This is a genomic window from Schinkia azotoformans LMG 9581 (genome assembly GCF_000307855.1).
In the GTDB taxonomy this organism is placed as follows: domain Bacteria; phylum Bacillota; class Bacilli; order Bacillales; family Bacillaceae_J; genus Schinkia; species Schinkia azotoformans.
Genome location: NZ_AJLR01000095.1, coordinates 1 through 4,980, shown reverse-complemented (window position 1 = coordinate 4,980; position 4,980 = coordinate 1). Strand labels below are relative to the sequence as shown.

The window sequence follows — 4,980 nt, the reverse complement described above, 5'->3', positions numbered from 1 at the left end:
GTTTCTATTATTATCTTAACACCATTATTTATGCCAATGCTGATGCAATATGGGATTGATCCCGTCCATTTCGGAATCTTCTTCATCATCTGTTTAAGTATCGGTACAATGACACCGCCGCTCGGTACCATCATGTTCGTAACTTGTGCAGTTACTGGTTTGAAAGTAGAGGAATTCGTAAAAGAAAGCTGGCCGTTCTTAGTAATACTAATTATTGCAGCGTTATTAATGGCGTTCGTTCCAAGTATCTCTATGTTCTTGCCTAATCTATTATTCTAGATATTTAAAAGCTATGTTAAAAGGTAATTTTAACATAGCTTTTTTTATATAAAAAATAGTTAAAAAATTCTTGTTAAACGTTTCCATATCATTTATAATAATGATAAATCGGTTTAGTAAATCGATTTAGTAGGTTTCAGGAGAGAAGAAAATTGAAAAAAATCACAATGGCTGACGTGGCTCAGATGGCAAACGTATCTAAAAGTACAGTTTCTCAATATCTTAACCATCGCTACGAGTATATGAGCGGGGATACAAGAGCAAGAATTGAGGAAGCGATTGCAACTTTAGGATATCGACCCAATATTTTAGCAAGGAGCTTAAAACAAAAAAAGACATCAACAATTGGAGTAATCGTTGCGAATATTTTACACATGTTTTCAACTCAAGTGATCAGGGCAATTGAAGACGTTTGTAGCTCTGAAGATATTAATGTGATTGTCTGTAATGCAGACGATAACCCGGAGAAGGAAAAAAAGTATATCGAAATGCTTCGTGCCAAACAGGTTGATGGTTTAGTGGTTTTTCCAACGGGGGATAATTTAGAACTATATGAGTCAATGAAAAAGGAAAAATATCCGCTCATATTTGTTGACCGTATGGTTAAAGGTATGAATATACCGTCAGTTTTACTTGATAATGAGACCGCTTCTGAAATGGCTGTTGACCATCTTTATTCAAGAGGATATAGAAGAATTGCAATGTTAACGACTCCCCTTGATAAAGGAATCACACCTCGTGTGGAACGGGTGGAAGGGTATAAAAAAGCGTTAAAGGAAAGATCACTAATCGTCCCACCCGGTTACATTAAAGGCGTGAAGTTAACCGATATGCAAAATGTGTTGGAGGAAATGTTTAACCAACCTGAAGTACCTGAAGCCTTGTTTTCCGGTAACGATTTAACTCTTCTTGAAATACTGAAGTTTGTAAAAAAGAAAGGAATGTCCATTCCAAGAGATCTAGCCTTGATCAGTATTGATGAAGTATCTTTTTCGGAAATTTACGAGCCAAGTCTAACGATTATTTCACAACCAGCATTTGAAATGGGAAAATATGCAGCGGAAAAATTATTGGAACAAATTAGGTCAAATGCTAAGCCTGATCCTATGAATGTTCGATTTTCCCCAAGCATTGTTGTTAGAAAATCAACGTAGATTACTGGAATAATTGAAATAAAGATTGGAGAGAGAATGTTGGACATTTTGACAATAGGGGATGCTTTAGTATCTTTTAACCCTTCAACTACAGGTCCTCTTAGGTTCGTTAACACTTTTGAACGTAAGGTGGGAGGTGCAGAGTTAAACGTTGCGATCGGCTGTTCACGTCTAGGTTTAAAAGCCGGTTGGATAAGCCGTCTCGGTAAAGACGAGTTTGGCAAATATGTTTATAACTTTGTAAGAGGTGAAGGTGTTGATGTCTCTCAAGTTAAGCTTGTTGAAGGCTACCCGACATCCATTTATTTTAAAGAATTGCTTAGCAGTGAAAAAGTAAATTCCTATTATTATCGACAGCAATCACCGACATTATCCTTTAATATAAATGAAATTGATGAAGATTACGTGAAGCAAGCCAAAATATTTCATATATCAGGCGTGTTTCCAGCGGTGAATGATGTTAATAAAGAAGTCATGCTTCATCTATTAAAGATGGCCAAAAAGCACAATCTGACAGTGACGTTTGACCCAAACATCCGTTTAAAGCTTTGGAGTCCGGAGGAGGCAAGGGAAACCCTTTTATCCTATCTGCCTTATGTTGATGTTTTATTAATAGGGGAAGAAGAAGCTGAGATTCTTCTCAGAACGTCTGAACCTGATCAGTTTATTCAAGAGGTTACAAAGGCCGGCATTCACCATGCTGTTTTAAAGCAGGGTGAGCGTGGTGCTACTGCTTTTAAGGATGGAGATAAAGTTAATGTTCCTGCACATAATGACATTGATGTTGTTGATGTTATAGGAGCAGGGGACGGTTTTGCAGCAGGGTATTTGTACAGTATGATTCAAGGCTGGACTTTAGAAAAATCAGTTACATTCGCAAATGCAGTTGCTGCCCATGTTATTAGTGTAAAAGGAGATAATGAAGGTCTTCCATATAAAGAGGAAATGGAAATCTTCCTTGGTAAAAGAAAAGGAATATCAAGATAATTAACAATGGTTTTTCTGTAACCGCAAATGGTTACGATTACAATAAAAATCATGAAATTCAAAATTTTAAACAGTAAAGGAGATCTAATAATGAAGAGCTTTTTTAAAAAATCAACGCTTCTATTATTTTCGCTTATGCTTGTATTAGGTTTAGGAGCTTGTTCTTCTAAAGGTGAAGAAGGTGCGTCAAAAGGTAATGACAAGGCAGCAGGGTCTGATGAAAAAATTGTAATCAACGTAGCCTATGGTAACCAGCCAGGTGAGCCACTTGATAAGCAAGCAAATAAATGGAAAGAGTTAGCTGAAGAAAAATCGAATGGCAGACTTGAATTGAAATTATATCCAAGCTCTCAATTAGGTTCTGAAAAAGATGTAGTTGAACAAGCTATGATGGGAAATAATGTTGTTATTTTCACTGGCTATGATTTCTTAATGGATTATGTTCCCGATTTTGGAATTTTAACTGCACCATATTTAACTGAAAACTTTGATGATCTATTCTATTTAACTACTACAGATTGGTTTAAAGATTTATCTTCACAATTAAACGATAAAGGGCTTGATATCGTTACAACAAACACAATTTATGGTAAGCGTCATTTAATGACAACAAAGCCTGTTACAAAGCCAGAAGATTTAGCAGGATTAAAAATACGTGTACCAAATAACCAAATGTATATTAAGTCATTTGAAGCATTAGGAGCATCACCTACTCCACTTCCATTAGCTGACCTTTATACAGCACTACAGCAAGGATTAGTAGACGGTGCTGAAAATCCACTTCCAGTACTACAAGGTTCAAAAACACACGAAGTGGCGAAGCACCTTACATTAACTGAACACACAAAAATTATGAGTCCATGGGTTGCAGGAACTAGCTTCCTTCAAACATTACCGGAAGATATCGTTCAAATCCTAAAAGAAACTGGCGATGAAGCTGGTGAATACGGTAAAGGAATCGTAGAAGAAGAGTCTGAGAAAGTTTTACAACAATTTAAAGATGAAGGCATTGAAGTTCACGAGGTAGATCTTGCTGCGTTCAAAGAGAAAGCAAAATCAGTTTATACTGCATTTCCTAACTGGTCACCAAATCTTTATGAAACAGTTGAGGATTTAATTAAAAATCGTCAATAGAAAATAAAACTACGAGTCTATGAGTCAATATTTCGATTTCATAGACTCGGTTTTTACCTAGGTGTAAATGGGAGGGATAATATGTTAAAAAAATGGTTTTATCCACTAGATGATGTACTTTCTGTTATTGCTCTTTCAGGGGTCCTCTTTTTTACCATTATAAATGTAATTTTTCGCTTTGTCTTACACAGCCCAATAGGCTGGGCAGAAGAGGTTACGCTTGGATTATTTATTTGGATGGTTTTCATTGGAATTAGCTCGGCAATGAAACGTGGCGGACACGTTGGGGTAGACTATTTCATGCTGATGATGCCAAAGCCGATCCGCAATGTATTTAACGTTATAGGAGCTATTGCCATTTATTTTGTATTAATCTATGTTTTCATTTATTTAGGAATGGATTTAACTTCTCAGGCCGCAGTTAAGATTACGCCTGTTTTGGGATTGAGTTATCAATATATTGATATTGCTGTTCCTGTCGGTGGGTTTTTAACCGCTATCCATTATACAGTCAATTTGATTCGCTCGTTCAAATCTGACAATGGAAAAGAGGGGGGTGTTAACTAATGGCATTAACATTGATGCTTATCGTTTTACTAGTTCTATTTTTAATTAATGTACCTATCGCATTTGCATTAATAGTGAGTACATCGGTTTATTTCTTCTTTAATGATAGCTTTACGATAACAGTCATGATACAAAGGATCATTGGTGGATTAGAATCGGTTCCCCTTCTTGCGATTGTTTTCTTTATCACCGCTGGTATTTTAATGAATTATACAGGGATTACATCCAGAATGTTAAAATTTGCTGAAGTTATTACCCGTCCATTACCAGGGGCGCTGGCACAGGTTAACGTTGTACTTGCAACATTAATGGGTGGTATTAGTGGTTCGAACTTAGCAGAAGCAGCAATGCAGGCAAAAATGATCGTGCCTGAAATGGAGAAAAAAGGATATTCAAAAGCATTCGCAACAACCTTAACTGGTGCGGCAGCATTGATTACACCGATTATCCCTCCGGGTGTTGCAATGATCATGTACGGCTATGTTGGAAATGTTTCAATTGGAAAACTGTTTTTAGCAGGGGTATTACCAGGCGTGGCTTTGTGTATCATGTACATGATTTATATTTATTTCTACGCAAAGAAGCACCATCTTGAAACCGATAATAAAAAGAAAATCACAATGAAGGAGTTTCTATCTTCCTTTAAAGATGCCATCCTGGCTCTAATTTTACCGGTTATTATTATCGGTGGAATCCGTATGGGAATATTCAGTGCAACAGAAGCAGGAGCAATTGCGGTATTGTATGCGTTAATTCTTGGATTGTTAGTATACCGTGAAATGAAAATCAAGCATTTAATGCAGGCTTTATTGGAAACTGCTCATACAGCAGCCTCCATTCTTATTATCATTGGGGCAGG

At 36.6% G+C, this 4,980-nt stretch carries 6 protein-coding genes; all 6 read left to right on the top strand.

Going from position 1 to position 4,980, the window contains the following annotated elements; all coding sequences use genetic code 11:
* Positions 1 to 279, top strand: a 279-nt coding sequence (locus BAZO_RS11335; protein WP_003331659.1) for a TRAP transporter large permease subunit, incomplete at its 5' end; no start/stop codon positions are given.
* A 107-nt stretch (positions 280 to 386) separates the two neighbouring features.
* Positions 387 to 1,433: a LacI family DNA-binding transcriptional regulator gene (locus BAZO_RS11330; RefSeq protein WP_326154042.1), complete on the top strand. Its 1,047-nt coding sequence runs from the start codon at positions 387 to 389 to the stop codon at positions 1,431 to 1,433.
* A gap of 36 nt (positions 1,434 to 1,469) precedes the next feature.
* On the top strand, positions 1,470 to 2,420 hold the full coding sequence (locus BAZO_RS11325; protein WP_211208561.1) for a sugar kinase: 951 nt from the start codon (positions 1,470 to 1,472) through the stop codon (positions 2,418 to 2,420).
* A gap of 90 nt (positions 2,421 to 2,510) precedes the next feature.
* Positions 2,511 to 3,554 (top strand): C4-dicarboxylate TRAP transporter substrate-binding protein, encoded by a 1,044-nt coding sequence (locus BAZO_RS11320; RefSeq protein WP_003331655.1) that lies wholly within the window; start codon positions 2,511 to 2,513, stop codon positions 3,552 to 3,554.
* Positions 3,555 to 3,635: 81 nt separating this feature from the next.
* Complete coding sequence (locus tag BAZO_RS11315) at positions 3,636 to 4,121, top strand: TRAP transporter small permease (RefSeq protein ID WP_003331654.1); 486 nt, start codon at positions 3,636 to 3,638, stop codon at positions 4,119 to 4,121.
* Positions 4,121 to 4,980: TRAP transporter large permease (locus tag BAZO_RS11310; protein ID WP_003331653.1), on the top strand; the 860-nt coding region annotated here is incomplete at its 3' end. The genes BAZO_RS11315 and BAZO_RS11310, both read left to right, overlap by 1 nt.

Excerpts from the sequence above, each read along its gene's own strand:
- BAZO_RS11325 (WP_211208561.1), top strand. The coding sequence starts at position 1,470 with ATGTTGGACATTTTGACAATAGGGGATGCTTTAGTATCTTTTAACCCT.
- BAZO_RS11320 (WP_003331655.1), top strand. The coding sequence starts at position 2,511 with ATGAAGAGCTTTTTTAAAAAATCAACGCTTCTATTATTTTCGCTTATG.
- BAZO_RS11315 (WP_003331654.1), top strand. The coding sequence starts at position 3,636 with ATGTTAAAAAAATGGTTTTATCCACTAGATGATGTACTTTCTGTTATT.